Source organism: Streptomyces sp. NPDC039462 (genome assembly GCF_055639375.1).
The window spans coordinates 903,947-918,930 of record NZ_JBVKAO010000001.1 but is presented as its reverse complement, the minus strand read 5'-3'; the positions used below and the strand labels follow the sequence as shown (position 1 = coordinate 918,930).

15 protein-coding genes are annotated in these 14,984 nt (G+C 72.5%); 2 read left to right on the top strand and 13 right to left on the bottom strand.

The genetic code is table 11. The features are described 5' to 3' along the window. Positions 1–3: 3 nt before the first annotated feature. The 4 genes from ACZ7LU_RS03870 to ACZ7LU_RS03855 form a co-directional block, all read right to left on the bottom strand. Positions 4–1,311: an ABC transporter substrate-binding protein gene (locus ACZ7LU_RS03870; RefSeq protein WP_470982790.1), complete on the bottom strand. Its 1,308-nt coding sequence runs from the start codon at positions 1,309–1,311 to the stop codon at positions 4–6. Positions 1,312–1,744: 433 nt separating this feature from the next. Then, on the bottom strand, positions 1,745–2,116 hold the full coding sequence (locus ACZ7LU_RS03865) for a hypothetical protein (RefSeq protein ID WP_468712747.1): 372 nt from the start codon (positions 2,114–2,116) through the stop codon (positions 1,745–1,747). Between the two features lie 143 nt (positions 2,117–2,259). After that, a complete protein-coding gene (locus ACZ7LU_RS03860; protein WP_468712748.1) occupies positions 2,260–2,994 on the bottom strand; it encodes an ANTAR domain-containing protein in 735 nt (244 codons plus the stop codon). A 55-nt stretch (positions 2,995–3,049) separates the two neighbouring features. Further along, positions 3,050–3,721, bottom strand: a complete 672-nt coding sequence (locus ACZ7LU_RS03855; RefSeq protein ID WP_468557445.1) for an ANTAR domain-containing protein — start codon at positions 3,719–3,721, stop codon at positions 3,050–3,052. Positions 3,722–3,915: 194 nt separating this feature from the next. On the opposite strand from ACZ7LU_RS03855, the gene ACZ7LU_RS03850 reads away from it, so the two are divergent. Then, complete coding sequence (locus ACZ7LU_RS03850) at positions 3,916–4,488, top strand: hypothetical protein (RefSeq protein ID WP_471915581.1); 573 nt, start codon at positions 3,916–3,918, stop codon at positions 4,486–4,488. A 43-nt stretch (positions 4,489–4,531) separates the two neighbouring features. Here the strand turns inward: ACZ7LU_RS03850 and ACZ7LU_RS03845 are convergent, their stop codons facing one another. The 4 genes from ACZ7LU_RS03845 to ACZ7LU_RS03830 all read right to left on the bottom strand — a co-directional run bounded on the left by ACZ7LU_RS03845 (position 4,532) and on the right by ACZ7LU_RS03830 (position 7,200). Beyond that, entirely contained in the window at positions 4,532–5,293 is a 762-nt protein-coding gene (locus ACZ7LU_RS03845; RefSeq protein WP_471915580.1) for a metallophosphoesterase family protein, read from the bottom strand. After that, positions 5,290–5,544 carry a hypothetical protein gene (locus tag ACZ7LU_RS03840; RefSeq protein ID WP_398299834.1) on the bottom strand — a complete coding sequence of 85 codons (255 nt, stop codon included), beginning with the start codon at positions 5,542–5,544 and terminating at the stop codon, positions 5,290–5,292. The genes ACZ7LU_RS03845 and ACZ7LU_RS03840 overlap by 4 nt, the downstream gene beginning before the upstream one ends. Further along, positions 5,541–6,224 carry a nucleotidyltransferase family protein gene (locus tag ACZ7LU_RS03835; protein WP_398299835.1) on the bottom strand — a complete coding sequence of 228 codons (684 nt, stop codon included), beginning with the start codon at positions 6,222–6,224 and terminating at the stop codon, positions 5,541–5,543. Before ACZ7LU_RS03835 ends, ACZ7LU_RS03840 begins: the two co-directional genes overlap by 4 nt. Before the next feature lie 166 nt (positions 6,225–6,390). Continuing rightward, entirely contained in the window at positions 6,391–7,200 is an 810-nt protein-coding gene (locus ACZ7LU_RS03830; protein WP_398299837.1) for an SDR family oxidoreductase, read from the bottom strand. A gap of 158 nt (positions 7,201–7,358) precedes the next feature. Between ACZ7LU_RS03830 and ACZ7LU_RS03825 the strand changes: the two genes are divergently transcribed. Further along, on the top strand, positions 7,359–7,667 hold the full coding sequence (locus ACZ7LU_RS03825; protein WP_398299839.1) for a hypothetical protein: 309 nt from the start codon (positions 7,359–7,361) through the stop codon (positions 7,665–7,667). A gap of 72 nt (positions 7,668–7,739) precedes the next feature. Here ACZ7LU_RS03825 and ACZ7LU_RS03820 read toward each other — a convergent pair whose 3' ends face one another. The 5 genes from ACZ7LU_RS03820 to ACZ7LU_RS03800 all read right to left on the bottom strand — a co-directional run bounded on the left by ACZ7LU_RS03820 (position 7,740) and on the right by ACZ7LU_RS03800 (position 14,939). Beyond that, positions 7,740–8,231 carry a DUF5709 domain-containing protein gene (locus ACZ7LU_RS03820; RefSeq protein WP_398299841.1) on the bottom strand — a complete coding sequence of 164 codons (492 nt, stop codon included), beginning with the start codon at positions 8,229–8,231 and terminating at the stop codon, positions 7,740–7,742. 121 nt (positions 8,232–8,352) lie between these two features. Beyond that, a complete protein-coding gene (locus ACZ7LU_RS03815) occupies positions 8,353–8,739 on the bottom strand; it encodes a VOC family protein (protein WP_398299842.1) in 387 nt (128 codons plus the stop codon). Between the two features lie 168 nt (positions 8,740–8,907). Then, positions 8,908–9,630: a class I SAM-dependent methyltransferase gene (locus ACZ7LU_RS03810; RefSeq protein ID WP_468086502.1), complete on the bottom strand. Its 723-nt coding sequence runs from the start codon at positions 9,628–9,630 to the stop codon at positions 8,908–8,910. Positions 9,631–9,811: 181 nt separating this feature from the next. Beyond that, a complete protein-coding gene (locus ACZ7LU_RS03805) occupies positions 9,812–12,304 on the bottom strand; it encodes a SpoIIE family protein phosphatase (protein WP_471915579.1) in 2,493 nt (830 codons plus the stop codon). 178 nt (positions 12,305–12,482) lie between these two features. Then, a complete protein-coding gene (locus ACZ7LU_RS03800; protein WP_471915578.1) occupies positions 12,483–14,939 on the bottom strand; it encodes an MFS transporter in 2,457 nt (818 codons plus the stop codon). Between the last annotated feature and the right edge of the window lie 45 nt (positions 14,940–14,984).

Sequence of the window (14,984 nt, the reverse complement as noted above, 5' to 3'; positions counted from 1 at the left end):
CGCTCATCGGGAACCGAGGGCCGTCTTGCACTCGGCGAAGTACTGCTCCACCGCTTCGCCGACCGACCGCTTCCCGAGGGCGAGTTCCTCGGCGATGCGCAGGAAGCCCGCCTCGCAGACGTCGGCGCCCGCCGGATGCGGGGTGATGGTCTCCAGGACTCCGGCGTCGACGAGGCTCTCCTCGTACGCGGCGATCTCCTTGTTCACCGACGCGATCGTCCTGTCGCTCTCCAGCGCCGGCTTGTACGCCTCGTACTGCGCCGTCGTCGTCGGCACCCCGCGGTCGTACCCCATGATCCTGGCGACCTCCGGGTCGTGCACCATGAAGTCGATGAACCGCGCGACCTCCTTGGGGTGCCTGGTGCGCCTTGCGCCGCTGAGCATCAGGGAACCGAGGTACTGGCCGGTCTTCTTGCCGTCGGTCGTCGGGATGGGGGCGAGGCCGTAGCTGCTCTTGCCCTCGGCGGAGTAGCGGACGGTGAAGTTGTCCCAGGTGAACTCGGCGGCCGCGAGCTCGGCCGCGACCGCCGACTTGGGCTTGACCTGGGCGACCTTCTTCGGGTCGGCGTAGATACCGGACTTGACGCCCTCGTACCCCTTCGCCCACCACTCCTTCAGGTCGGCCTCGGTGAAGCCCAGGCCGTCCTCGGTGAAGAAGGCCTTGCCGTGCTGGCGGAGGTAGAGGTCGTAGAGGTACATGACGCCGTAGAGCCCGCTGTCGCCCGGCCGCCCGCCCCTGTCGCGGATCTTCTTCATCGCGGCGTGGAAGTCGTCCCAGGTCCAGCCCATCTCTGGGGTGACGCCCGCCTTCGCGAAGAGCGGCTTGTCGATCACCAGGGCCATGGAGTTGCTGCCGACGGGCACACCGAGCAGCTTGCCGTCGACCTCGCCGAACTTCTCCAGGCCGGCGCGGAAGCCGTCGAGCCGCAGATTGCCCGCCTCGGCCTGTGCGTTCAGGTCGAGCAGCACATTGCGCTCGTCGTACTTGCGCAGGAAACCGATCGCGTTCTGGAAGACGTCGGGCGGATTGCCGCCCGCCGCCTGGGTGTTGAACTTCTTCCAGAAGTCGAGGTAGGGCTGGAAGTCCGTCTTGATCTTGATTTTCGGGTGCTTCTTCTCGAAGAGCGCGATCGTCTTGTTGATCCGCCGGGCCCGGTCGTCCGACCCCCACCACGCGTACCGGAGCGTGACCGTGCCGTTCCCGGACCCGTCACCGGAACCGCAGCCTGCCGCCGTCAGGCCGACGGCGGCCAGTGAGCCGCCCGCGAACTTGAGCAGGCCGCGTCGGTCAAGTTCCCCATGTACAGGCACAGTTAGCCCCTCGAGACGGGAGTTGAATCGTTTTAGGCAAGCGCTTTCCGGGCCAACGTAGGGAGAGGGCGTTCGTACGTCAACGGTTCGGACAGGAAATTCGTCGAAGCGCTTCGCCGGGGCGTTGGCCCGTCGCGCCGGGCCGGACCCCACGGGGTGCGCACCCGGCCCGCGGGGCGACGCGCCGAGGTCGTCGCACCCGACCAGCGCGATGCCGCCGCACGGAGACGCCGGCGGCGGGCCGGGGCTCCGATGCCGAGCAGGCGAGTTCCTGCGTCCTGCCCGGAGCGTGGAGAGCACACGAAAACGCGCGGAGCGCGCCGATCCAGCCCCCCCCCCCCCAGCCCCCCTGCACCTCGTTACGTGCACCGCACCGGCGACGAGGACGCGAGCGCGATACCCGGTGCTCGGCAGTGGCGGGTGCCGCGGTCCTTCACCGCGCGGTCGACGGCGATGTACGGAATGCTGCGCCGCCGGACGCACGCGGCGCCGCACCCTCCAGCTCCGCAGGCCTCATCAGGTGGGACCGCAGCTGCCGTTCGGCGAAGTGGCCCAGGTGGGCGGCCTCCTCCCCCGTGCACTGCGCGCTGCCGCAGCGCGCCACGCCGAGCCCCGCTGCACGGGCCGCGCGTTCGGCGGCCGCGACCAGGTCCGCGCAGGGCGGCTTGCGCGGGTCCAGGAGGGACAGCCGGATGATCCCGCTGCGGGCTGCCCGCAACTGGCGCGCGGGCGCGGTGTGGAGGCGGCCGAGGGAGCCATCGCGGCCCGGACGCGCCTGCGGCGCGACGCCCGCTTGGTGCGGCACGCCCAGGGTGCCCACCCCGTGCGCTGCGCCCCAGTGCGCTACACCCCCGTCCGCCCGCCCTCGCCCGTCGGTCGACGGTCCGTGAGCCGTGGCGGGCGCGAGGTGAATCGATTCATCCCACCACCTGTGAGCGGGCCCTCCCGCTACCCGCTCGACGCTCCGTCGGTCGCATGACTGGGGAGCTCTCCCGTGTCGACGACGTGCCGGGCGACGGCGGTGAGGAGGAGGCGGTGGTGTCGGGCGTGGCGGCGCATGGGGTTGAAGGCCTCGTCGGGTGAGATGGCGAGACGGGCGGCGAGGTAGCCCTTGGCCTGCTCGATGATGATGCGGCTGTGCAGAGCGGTGTGGAGCTGTCCGTTGAGGTTGTCGGCCTGCTGCAGGGTGCGGGCGTGGAGCAGACCGATGGTGGCCGCGTCGGCGAACGCCTGGGCCATGGCGAGGTCGTCGGCCGGCAGCGGGCTGTCGGTGGCGCGCAGGAGCAGCAGGCTGCCGAGGGTGTCCCGGCGCAGCCGCAGGGGGACCGCGCTGGCGTACGTGTAGCCCGACTCGCGGGCCAGCGCGGTGAAGTCGTGCCAGGCGGCGGGGGCGTTGGACAGGCTCCCGGGAGCGACGGTGTCCGACGTGCGGTAGGCGTCCAGGGCCGGGCCCTCGCGCATGGCCAGCTCCAGCAGCCCCGCCAGGGCGGGGCTGGGGTCGCACGGGGCGGGGCTGTACAACTGTGGCCCTGGGTAGGCCAGCAGGACCGCGACGTCGGTGACGGCGAAGATGTCACAGCAGCGGACGGTCAGTTGCTGCAGAAAGTCGATGACGTCGAAGTCGGCGACGAAGGTGTCGGCGAGTTCGACGAAGGTTTCGGCGATCTTGCGTTCTCGGCTCATGCCTTGGCTCCTCGGTATACGGGCGCCTTTCGGCGGCCCGCACCGGACGGCGGGTTCACGACGGCAGCTCCCGCAGGATCTCGCGGGCCGCCTCGGTCAGGGGCCGGCCGGAGGCGTAGGCCCGGGCACGCAGCCGGATCAGCGCCTCCTCCAGCGGCACACCGAGCCGGTAGCTGAGCACGCCGGTGGCCTGGTGCACCTCCGCCCAGTGCAGGTCGACGGCGCCCGCCCGCCCCGGCCCGTTCCTGGGGGCCTCGGCACCGGGCTGCCAGGCCAGCAGCCGGCCGGTCAGCGCGTCGGCCACCCGCAGCCCGTCCGCCGCCTCCCGCACGGTCAGCGGCCCCGGCGTGCGGCGATATCCGGTCAGCGTGCCGAACAAGGCCGCCCCTGTCCTGACGGGCCATACGAACACGGCCCGCACGCCCAGGGCCTGGGCCTCGGCGGCGAACTGCGGCCACCGCCCCGCCGCGTCGGCGTCCGCGCCCAAGTCGGCGACCTGGCACGGCCCTTGACTCAAGTCCCCTGTTATTCCCGGCCCCTGCCCGAGGGTGAACTGCGCGTCCAACAGCCGCGCGCTGGTGTCGTCGCTGAACCACACCAGTTCCGCCCCCCACCGCAAGGAGACCGCGATCCCCTCCAACCCCAGCGCATGCGCGCACCGCACCGCCCACATGCGGTGCTCCCCGGCTTCGGCGGCCTGCTCCAGACCGGCAATCAGCTCCTGCACAGACACCTGGTGCCCCATCAATGAGCCTTCCACGCAGGAAGGCGAACCGGCTCTGGAAGACGGCCACGTTCCGTAGTCGGAATCTACTCCTCTCCACCCGCCGGGAGGTGCCTTCGCGCATAACGGTCCCGCACGGAGCGTGATTACCCCCGAGTGGGTACCGTGCGGCAACGGAAATCGAACGGGGAGGCACTGTGGCGCTGGTGGATCAACTGCCCGCTCTCATGGGCGTCGTGATCGGCACGCTCGGCTCGTACGCCGTGCAGAGCCTGACGGAGCGTCGCCGGTGGACGCGGCAGCGGGAGGAGCGGTGGGACGAGAAACGCTTCGAGACCTACGGCCGGTACGGCAACGCCCTCAAGTCGCAGCTCCGCATCGCCCAGCGCATCGGCGCCGCCGTCGGATTTCCCGACGTCGCCGACCCGTTGCAGCCGACCGAAGGGCTGCCTCTCCTCGCCGAGGCGGAGTCCCACCGCGCGACGGAGTGGGAGTCCGTGCTGCTCGTCGGGGACTCGGCGACGATCGCGGCGGCGCGGCGCTGGCACGAGATGGTCTGGACCGTCGAACTGCTCGTGCGGGAGGGGCCGGTCGACGACGGGATGTGGGCCAGGGCCCATCGGCTGACGAGCGCGGCGCGTGACTCCTTCTACGAGAGCGCGCGGCGGGACCTCGGGATCGCGGGAGACCCGCCCCCGCCGGGAGAGTGGCCGCGGCCGTGGCGGGCGGAACTCTCCGGCGGAGCGCTGCCGGACGGGCCCCGGCCCTAGGCCGTGTCCGCAGAGTCCCGCCTGCCCCGCGCCGCCCGGCCGCCTAGCCGTTGGGGGCGGCCGTCGCGGGTTCCGCGCTGCGGTGGTCCTGCAGGTGGTAGACGTTGAACGCCTTGCGGATGACGGGCTGGGCGACGTTGCGCACCGGTACGCCGCCGTTGGTCATGCCGTGCTCGGTGCCCGCGTGCGCGTGGCCGTGGACGGCCAGGTCGGCACCCGCCTCGTCCACCGCCTCCGCCAGCAGATAGCTGCCGAGGAAGGGGAAGATCTCCAGGGGTTCGCCCGCGAGGGTGTCCGGCACGGGTGCGAAGTGCGTGAGCGCCACCCGTGTGCCGCAGCCCTGCTCGGCCAGCTCCTCCAGCGAGGTCCGCAGGCCGTCGGCGCAGCGCCGGGTGTACCGGATGAACTCCTTCATCAGGGGTTCGCCGAACTCGCTGCCGCTGCGGCCGACGAATCCGCCGCCGAACCCCTTGGTGCCTGCGACGCCCACCCGCGCCCCGTCGACCTCGACGACCGTGCCCTCTCCTTCGAGCACCCGTACGCCCGCGTCGCGCAGGATGGCGGTGACCTTCTCCGGCTGCTCGTCGTGGTGGTCGTGGTTGCCGAGCACGGCGACGACGGGCACCGGCAGTCCGCTGACCTCCTGGGCGACGATCCGCGCCTCCTCCGGAGTGCCGTGGCGGGTGAGGTCCCCGGCGAGGAGCAGCAGGTCCGCGCAGTTGTGCAGCGTCTCGAAGGCGGGCCTGAGCACTCCCTGGCTGTCCAGGCCCATGTGGATGTCCCCGACGGCGGCGATGCGGATCATGACACTTCCTCCGGGTGGTCCGGTGCTGCAGACTCGGCCACCACGACGTCGAAGTGGACGGTCTGGCCTGCCAGTTCCTCGTTGACGGTACGCAGCAGCTCTTCGCGGCAGTGTGTCGTGGGCACGGTCCCGACGACCGCGACGGAGGAGCCGCGGGACTCGACGCGGATGCCCAGTTCGCCGAGCTCCTCCGCGGCGAGCCGTTCCTTCAGGTGGGCGATGCGGTACTCGACGTGGGCGTGGTCGTTCATCGGTCTGCTCCTCGCGGTGCGATGACTTCCAGGCGTTCCAGCAGGAAGAGGAAGGCGGCCGGCATCGGCACGTCCCCGTACTCGTCGCGGAGCGCCTCCCAGTCGACCTTCTCGCGCAGCTGCCGTGCGATCGGCAGGACGGCGCCGAAGTCGCAGTGGTGCTCCGAGAAGGCGGCGAGCAGGGCCCGCACCAGGTCGGTCGGCGACAGGACCGGCATGTGCACCGAGTCCATCGGCAGTTGCACGGCGCGGTCGAGGAGCTCCGTGGTGACCGGCTGGGCGGCCAGTTCGAAGATGAGGTCGATGTCCTGGCCCAGGCACTTGGCCTTGAGCAGCCAGTCCTCGGGCGGCGCGTACACCGTGAGGCCCGCCTCCTCCAGTGAGGCCGCGACCGCTTCGGCGTCCTCCGGCCTGATGCAGAAGTCGGCGTCGTGCTGGAGGTTGCCGGTCCCGCCGTGCGCGTACACGGCGACGCTGCCGGCGAGGGCGAAGTCGTGGTCGCGCCTCTTGAGGATGGCGGCGACCTGCTTGGCCGCCTCCAGGATCGCCTGGTGCAGGTCGGGCGGCAGCTCCTCCGCGGGCGCCTCGTGCGTGGATCCCCCGGCCGGTGGTCCCGCCGGGCACGGCGCGGTGGCCCGGCGCCGCGCGTCGGGCGTGGTGTCTTCTGCGTTCGACGTCACCTTCTGCTCCGTTTCCGGAGACGGGCCTCCGCACCGTTCGTGCGGTCCCGTCGTCTCCGACGATCCCTTTCCCAGGCAGCACCGGTACCCGGGCCGCCGGGTTCGACACGGGCCCGGGGGCATGTGGTGCGGGGCGCCGCGGTCACGGCGGGCCCGCGGGTCCGCCTCAGGGGCGCCGCCACTCGTCGCTGCGGAGGTGCGATCCCGCCTGCGGGCCCATGCGCACCATGCCGCCGTCGGCGACCCAGGACGCGCCCGTCACGTACGAGGCGTCGGGCCCGGCGAGGAAGGCGATGACGGCGGCGATCTCCCGGGCGTCACCGGGCCTGCCGAGCGGAATGCCGGGGCGGTGCTCGCTGTGCACGTCGGTGTCCTCCTGCCCTGTCATGGGCGTGGCGATCTCGCCGGGCGCGACGGCGTTGACGGTGATGCCGTGCTCCGCGAGCTCCAGGGCCATGACCTGGGTCAGCAGTCCGAGGCCGCCCTTGGCGGCGCAGTAGGGGGCCGCGCCGACCCGGGGCTGGTGCTCGTGCACCGACGTCACGTTGACGATGCGGCCGCCGTCGCCCTGCCGGATCATGCGGCGCGCGGCATGCTGGCCGCACAGGAAGGGGCCGATCAGGTCGACGTCGACGACGCGCCTGACGTCGGCGTGTTCGAGGTCGAGGAAGGGGGTGGCGGTGCCCGTCCCGGCATTGTTGACGAGGACGTCGATGCGGCCGAGGCGCTCGGCGAGGTCGTCGACGACCTGCGCGGCATCGGGCAGCCGGGTCAGGTCCATCCGGGCGACGGCCGCGCGCCGGCCGTGCCGGCCCACTTCCTCGGCCGTCCGCTCGGCGCCCTCCTCGTCGGAGTGCCAGGTGATCCCGACATCCATTCCGGCCGCCGCGAGCCGGACGGCCGTGGCCCGGCCGATGCCGGAGTCCGCGCCCGTGACGACGGCCACTCCGGTGCCGGAGGCGGTGGGGACGGTCATGGGTCCTCCTGTTCGTCGAACGGATCACTCGTCGGATCCCTCGTCGGATCACTCATCGCCCTCTGTCCAGCTTCGGGCAGCCACGCGCTTCGCGCGCATCGCGCGCTCGTACGCCGCCCCTGCGCCGCTCGTACGCGGGGAGGCCGGAGGTGGTCCCGATGGTCCGGTCGAAGAAGTACGCGGTGGCGGCCTCGGGCCAGTGGGTCGACGAGGAGGACGGCCGGCAGCGGCTGCCCGCCGGTGAGGCCCACGCGTGGCAGCCGGGCAGGAACGAGACCGTCTGCGGGCTCTCCCTGAGCCGCTCCCGCCTCACCCGTTTCCCGCACGTGCCGTGGACGGACGCCATCCCGGAGTCCGGCGGCTCGGCGGACCGCGTGCAGCGGCTGTGCCACCGGTGCGCCTCCGTGGCGGGACGCTCGGGGGCCGGCGCCCGGCCGCCGTGGCGCCGGATCAATCCCCGACCGTGACCCGGGGCCAGCGACGCCCCGGGAACTGGTGACGCCCCGGGAGCCGGTGGCGGCTCCTCGTCCGGCCAAGGCCTAGGAGGCGGGTGGCAGGTCCTCGTCCGGGACGATGTGGACCGCCGCCTCCTCCGCGCCCGCAGCGCCCCCGTCGATGCCCTCGTCCCTGGCGACCACCTGTTTGGTGGTGTCCGGGTGGGCTCCCTCGTCCGGGGCCACCAAGCGGCCCGCGCGGTCCCGTCCGGCCTCCGGGTCCATCGGCTCGCCCTCGCCGTCCGGCAGGTCACCGATGGTGTCACCGACGGGCTGCTCCGGGTCGGGCACCTCGGTGTCGGGCACCTCCTGCCGCAGCCGCTCGTCGAGCGTCTCGCCCTCGTGCTGCTCCGCCGCCGTGGTGCCGGTCTTGGTGACGCCCAGCGGCTTCTCCGGCGGCGAGTAGCCCTCGTCGAGCATGTCGTCGTACGTACGCTCGTCCACCGCGTCCTGGAGGTCCAGCGGCGCCGCGTCCTCCTGCTCCTCGTTGTCGCCGGTGGGCTGGTAGGCGTCGTCCGCCATGTTCTGGTCGCTCATGACTACCTCGCGCTTCGGGGTCTCGGGGGTTGTCGCGCTCGCCCTCTCATGGTCGCGCTCAGCCTCCAGGGTTGCCCGCGAACACTGCCCCAAACGATCTGACCCTGCTCCCTGCCCGGCCCTACTCGGTGTGCATGATCTGGATCAGGTTGCCGCAGGTGTCGTCCAGGACCGCGACGGTGACCTTGTCCATCCGTACCGGCTCCTGGGTGAAGCGGACACCGAGTCCGCGCAGCCGTTCGAACTCCGCCGTGACGTCGTCCACGGCGAAGGCGGCCGCCGGGATGCCGTCCGCGACCAGCGCGTCCTTGTACGGCTTCACCGCCGGGTGCCCGTCGGGCTCGAGGAGCAGCTCCGTCCCTTCGGGGTCCTCCGGCGAGACCACGGTCAGCCACCAGTCGTCGCCGATCGCGACCTTGGACTTCTCCACGAAGCCGAGTACGTCGGTGTAGAAGGCCAGGGCCTTGAGCTGGTCGTCGACGAATACGCTGGTCAGGTTGATTCTCACGGGGTGCTCTCCGGTGCGTCGGGGCTGAGCCATCGTGCCGGCGCCTTTAAAGCATCCTCTTCCATGCCCGGACCATGGGCAAGGAACGACTTGCCCATCAAATGTCCGCCCTGCACCCCTGCCGCGTACCTGTCACCCACCGCGCGTACCTGTCACCCGCCCGTCGCGTCAGGCGGCCGCGAGCACCAGCCACCGTGACGGCAGCTCGATGCGCGTGCCGTCCGCGGCGAACTCCGTCGTCGTCAGGGGCAGCTCGCCCGCGGCGACGATCGCGAGTCCGGCCGACGCGACGTACGCGTCCACCGCCGCGTCGACGACCTCCGCGGGCGCGATCCCGTGGGCGAAGACCGGCGCCAGCTTCGGCGGCGGCCCCGCGGGGCTCCGCACGAGCCCCATCAGCACGGGGCGCGCCGCCTCCGAGAGCTCGACGACGAAGGCGCGCCCGCGCTCGCCGAGCAGGGTGGCGATGCCGTCGAGCAGCGGCTGCCGGTCCGCGGGCTCGCACTGGTGCAGGACGCCCCGCATGTACACGTTCATGTCGCCGACCTCGGCGTGCAGCTGCTCCGTCTCGCTCCTCTCGCCCGCGTCGAGCTGCCGGAAGTCGACCTGCCCGGCCGCGTCGGCGCGCCGGGCGTGGTCGAGGGCGGCCGCCGACAGGTCGACGCCGAGGACGCGCGGGAAGCGGTCGGCGAGGAAGCGCGTCTGGGTGCCGTTGCCGCAGCCGATGTCGACGACGGGCAGGCCCGCGGCGGCCATGTGCGGTTCGAAGAGCGCGAGGTGGAGGCCCGCGGTGAGGGCGGGCTCGGCGTCCCAGAAGACCGCGCCCGGTTCGCCGGGCGCCTCCCGCCAGAACCCCTCCCACGCCTCTCTGTACCGGCTCGTGACGCTCATGTCCGTACTCCCCGGGGTGCGACGAGAGCCGCCGAAGCCGACGACGAGATCGGTCTATCGCGCCTGGGGGCGCACGGACAACCACCCGCGCACTCCTTCACCGCTCAATCGGTGCGTTGTCGCGGGGCGCACGCCCGCGAGGCACGGCGCTTCCCGCGTACGAGAGTGACCGGGCGGCCGACTAGCGGCGCGGGAGCGGCAGTTCGCACCAGACCGTCTTGCCCGCGCGCGTGCGGCTCGTGCCCCACTCCGCCGCCAGTGAGCTGACGACGCGCAGGCCGCGCCCGAACTCGTCGCCGGGGCCCGCGCTGAGCAGCGTCGGCAGTGTCTGGTCGTCGTCCTCGACCTCGCACACCAGCGCCCCCGAGCGGACGAGCCGCAGGTCGATCCTGCTGCTGCGGGAGTGGCGCACGACATTGGTGACGAGCTCGCTGACGAGCAACTCGGCCGTGTCGGCCAGGGGTTGGAGGGACCAGGCCCGCAGCTGGGCGCGGACCATCTCGCGGGCCCTGCCCACCTCGGCGGGGTCGACGGCGAGCCGCCAGTGCGCGACGTTCTCCATCGGGATGCCGTTCAGCCGGGCCATCAGGAGCGCCACGTCGTCCTTGCGGCCCCCGCGCGGGTTGAGGGCGCGGATGATCGTGTCGCAGGCGTCGTCCATGGAGGCGGCGGGGTGCGCGGCCGATTCGGTGAGCGTGGCGAGTCCGACGCCGATGTCCTCGCCGCGGATCTCGACGAGGCCGTCGGTGCACATCAGCAGCCGGTCGCCGGGCGCGACGCGCACCAGGACCGATTCGAAGGGCACACCGCCGACGCCGATGGGCGCTCCGGTGGGCAGGTCGAGGAGTTCGCTGCGGCCGTCCGCGGCGCGGACCAGGACGGGCGGGATGTGGCCTGCGTTGGCGAGGTGCAGCTCGCCCGCGATCGGGTCGTAGACCGCGTACAGGCACGTCGCGAGATAGTGCTCGCCGAGGCGCTGCGCGAGGTCGTCGAGGTTGCGCAGGAGCTGCTCGGGCGGCAGGTCGAGGGCGGCCATGGTCTGCACGGCCGTGCGCAACTGGCCCATCATCGCGGCGGAGTTGAGGCCGTGGCCCATCACGTCGCCGACGACGAACGCGGTCCTGGAGCCGGGCAGCTTGACGGAGTCGAACCAGTCGCCGCCGACCCGGCCGAGGAGGGTGCCGGGCAGATAGCGGGTGGCGATGTCGCAGCCGGGCATCCGGGGCTGGATGTGCGGCAGCATGCTGTCCTGGAGGGTGTCGGCGACACTCTCCTGGTACGTGTACATGCGGGCGTTGTCGAGCACGAGGCCCGCGCGGGCGGCGAGTTCGGCGCCGGTGACGCGGTCCATGTCGTTGAAGACGGGCCGCTCCTGGTGGCGGAGCAGGATCATGAAGCCGAGCACCACATTGCGCGCCTTGAGCGGTACGACCAGCATCGAGCGGTGGTTGATCAGCGGGCGGATGTCGCGCTTCTCGAACTGGGAGGCGATGGCGTTGCCCATCTCCTCGGTGATGCGGGGCACGAGCACCGGGTCGCCGGAGGTCATGCACTGGAAGAACGGCGTGTGCGCGGGGAACGGCATGGACTCGCCGACCGGCACCACGTCGTCCCAGCGGCCCGGCTCGTCGGTGTGCTCGACCGCGACCCGGTGCCACATCGTGGTCTCGTCCGGCGCGCCTTCGGGGAAGCCCTCGCCCGCGACGACCTGCTCGCGGAGGTAGGTGCCCGCCACGTCCGTGAAGCGCGGCACGACGGCCCTGCTCACCTCGATGATCGTCCGCGACAGGTCGAGGGAGGAGCCGATCCGCCCGCTGACCTCGTTGAGGAATTCGAGGCGTTCGCGGACCGCGGCGTACTCGAGGTCCTCGCCCTCGTCGTCCACCGCCTCCGGGGCCACCGGCACTCCGCGGGCGGCCGCCTGCGCGGCGCGCTCCCTGCGCTCCTTGCGCTCGATCCGGCGGGCGACGCCCCAGTCCGGGGTGACGGGCACCCGGTCGTGCCTGCTGAACTCCAGGACGGGATAGCCCAGTTCGAGGACCTGGGCGACGATGCGGGCGCTTTCCTCCACGCTCATGCTGGGCAGGATCTCGGGGAGCCGGGCGGCGAGCTCGTCCGCGCCGGGGAAGTCGGTGTGCAGCGCGAAGCCGGGCGCGATCCGCTCGACCTGCTCGTCCCTCCCGTCGCGCTCGTCGCGCTCGTCCCTCTCGCTCCGTCCGCCCCGCTCACCGTCCGGCCCGTCGGCCGCGGTCAGCCGCGCGGCGTCGGCGGCGAGCACGAGGAGCCGCTCGGGGCCGGGGCCCACCAGGGGGTACGCCCACCACAGCACGTCGACCCGGGCGCGGGCGCCACCCGCCCCGCTCGCCGAGCCGGTGAGACGGGCGCGCCCGGCGGCCGGGTAGGAGATGCGTCCGTCGAGGGAGGTCTCCAGGTCGGGGCCGAGTCCGTCGAAGGCTCCGTAGGACCCGCGGTCCTCCGGGATCGCGCCGTGCACCGGGAGCAGATCGCCCACGGGACGGCCGACGGCCTCCTCCTTGCCGTACCCGAAGAGGCGGCGCGCGCCGACGCTCCAGTGCGAGACGAGACCGGCGCCGTCGACGACGACCACGGCCAGCGGAATGCGGCCGGACGCGGCACTCTGCGCCGGTGGCTCGCCCGGAGTGCCTCGTTCCATGGCTCATGCTCCTTCCCGCGGCAGCGCAAGATTCTGCGCCGCCACCAACCACCGTACGGCCGACGGAGGTTGCCGTGCGGGGCAATACGGGAATTGGCCGGGCGGGCCTGGCCACCGGCGCACGCCCCCTTCGCCGGGCGCCGTCCGGCCCGCCCGGCCGGGGTCATGGCACGCGCTCTCAGTCCTCGTGACCGAGCTGCAGGTCCCGCTCGGTGCGGCCGCCGCCCGCGACCTGGAGGACCGTGGCGACCGGCGGGTAACCCGCCGCGATCACGGTGTACTCGCCCGACGACAGGTCGACGAAGCGGAAGGAGCCGTCCGGTCCCGTGGTCAGGGTGTCGACGACGTTCCCCGCCGCGTCGAGCAGCGTCACGCGCGCGTCCTCGACGGGCCGCCCGCCGCCGGCCCGCACGGTGCCCCGCAGCACGGCCCCGCCCGCGAGTTCCACGTCCTGCCGGGTCTCGCGCGAGGCCTGCACGGAGACGGGCAGCGCTGCGGGGCGGAACGCGGGCGCGCTGGCCGCGAGGGTGTACTCGCCCGCCACCAGCTCCGTGATGACATAGCCGCCCTCGCGGCCGCTGCGCGTGGTGGCGACGACCTCTCCGCGGACGTCGGTGAGGGTGACGGCCGCGTCCCTGACGGGTGTTCCGTCGGCGGTCACCACGGCCCCGGCGAGCCGGCCCGCCCCGCCGAGGACGACGTCGAGCTCGACGGGCCGCTCCCCCACGGTGACGGTGACGGCCTGCGGCTGGTGCCCGCCGGCGGCCGCGATCAGCACGAACGAACCCGAGCCCGGGGTGGCGAGCGCGTACCGCCCGTCCTCGCCGCTCGCGCCGCGACCGATCTGCTGTCCCGCGACATCGATGAGGGTGAGGGCGGCGCGGGGCACGACGGTGCCGTCGGGGTGCTGCACGGTGCCGCAGACCGGGACTCCGGCGGCGTACGTCGTCGTACGGGCCCGGGGCACGGCCATCGGCTCGGCGGCGGGTGCGTTGTGGGAGGCGGTGCTGGACAACAGGGGGGTCTCCTTGAGGAAGAAGGCGAGCAGCATGCCGAGGACGAGCACCGGCACCAGGTAGAGGAAGATCCGCGGCATCGCGTCGGCGTAGGCCTGGATGTAGCCCTCGCGGAGCGGCGCGGGCAGCGCGTGGACGAGCTGCGGGGTGATGGACTCTGGCTCGGGCACGGCCTCGTCCGCCCCGGCGGGGAGCCGGTCCCGGAGCGCGTCGGCGAGCCGGTCGGCGAAGAGCGTGCCGAAGACGGCGGCTCCCACGCTGCCGCCGATCTGCCGGAAGTAGTTGTTGGCGCTGGTGGCGGTGCCCAGGTCGGCGGGGCGGACCGCGTTCTGCACGGCGAGGACGAGCACCGGCATGACCAGGCCGATGCCCGCGCCGAGCACGGCCATCCAGGCGCTGTACTCCAGCCTGGAGGTGTCCGCTTCGAGCCGCGAGAGCAGCCACATGCCCACTACGGAGAGGACGCCTCCGACGATCGGGTACACCTTGTAGCGCCCGGTGTGGCTGATGAGCTGGCCGGAGACGATCGACGCGCCGACGATGCCGCCCATCATCGGCAGCATCAGGAGGCCGGACTCGGTGGCGCTCGCGCCGTCGACCATCTGTAGGAAGGTCGGCAGGTAACTGGCCGCTCCGAAGAGGGCGATTCCGACGACCATGCCCACAAGACCGGTGATGTTGAAGACCGGATCACGGAACAGGCGCAACGGAATGATCGGTTCTGCCGCGAACTTCTCGGCGACGAGGAAGAGCACGCTCGCCACGACGGCTCCGGCGCCGAGCCCGAGGATCATCCGGTCGCCCCACGCGTACTCGGTCCCGCCCCAACTGGTCAGCAGCACCAGGCAGGTGGACGCGGCGGCGAGCAGGAGCGCGCCGAGCACGTCGAGCCGGGCCCTGCCGGTGGGCTTGGGCAGCTTCAGGACGAGCGAGACGACCAGGAGGGTGACGAGGCCGAAGGGCACGTTGAAGTAGAAGCACCAGCGCCAGGAGGCGTGGTCGGTGAAGAAGCCGCCGAGCAGCGGGCCCGCGACCGAGGCGAGGCCGAACGCGGCGCCGATCAGGCCCATGTAGCGGCCACGCTGCCGGGGCGGCACAATGTCCGCGATGATCGCCTGTACGCCGATCATCAGGCCGCCCGCGCCGACGCCCTGGAGCGCGCGGAAGGCGATGAGCTGGTCCATCGTCCGCGACCAGCCGGCGAGCGCCGAGCCGATGACGAAGATGACGATCGCGAACTGGAAGACGCCCTTGCGTCCGAAGAGGTCACCGAGCTTGCCGTAGATCGGCAGGCCGACCGTGGAGGTGAGCAGGTAGGCGGTGATCGCCCAGGACATCCTGTCGAGGCCGTGCAGCTCGCCGACGATCTTCGGGAGAGCGGTGGCGACGATCATCTGCTCCAGCGCGGCGAGCAGCAGCGCGAGCATGAGCCCGACGAAGACCATGCGGACGCGGGCGGGGCTGAGCCCGTGCGCGGCCGGGCCGGGGGCCGCGGGTGGCGCCTGTGCCTGCCCCGGGTCCTGATCGCCGGGCGTCGAGGGGCCGTTGGCCCCTTCGTCGCGGTGCTGCCCGTTCCGCTCGTCCCGCTCCGGGACCTTCACCAGCGTCGTCCCGCCCACGTCCTGCTCCCCTCGTCGCGCCTGCGACGCATTTCTCGCATTACG